This window comes from Pseudoalteromonas sp. S1727, assembly GCF_005886375.1.
GTDB lineage: Bacteria > Pseudomonadota > Gammaproteobacteria > Enterobacterales > Alteromonadaceae > Pseudoalteromonas > Pseudoalteromonas haloplanktis.
The window spans coordinates 1-261 of record NZ_PNDT01000142.1 but is presented as its reverse complement, the minus strand read 5'-3'; the positions used below and the strand labels follow the sequence as shown (position 1 = coordinate 261).

Below are 261 nucleotides of genomic sequence, written 5' to 3'. Positions count from 1 at the left end.
CATCGGAGCTGTTTCGTTTCACTACTGAGTTCGGCATGGGGTCAGGTGGGTCCAAAACGCTATTGTCACCAAGCAAATTTGGTGTCAGTCCGTATTGCTACGCACTAACTAAAATTTGGAATTCTGATAATAATTGTCTTCTTACAACTTAAAGCGTATCGCTTACAGCTGCCAGTAAATCTACTTTAGTTGTCGCGATAAATCACGACCTACAATCTTAACTTCTGCGCTTAATCACTATCACATAAAAATCTGTCTAGA

1 rRNA gene is annotated in these 261 nt (G+C 40.2%); it reads right to left on the bottom strand.

What is annotated here, in order from left to right:
• Positions 1 to 73, bottom strand: a 5S ribosomal RNA gene (gene rrf / locus CWB85_RS20890); the annotation flags it as partial.
• Between the last annotated feature and the right edge of the window lie 188 nt (positions 74 to 261).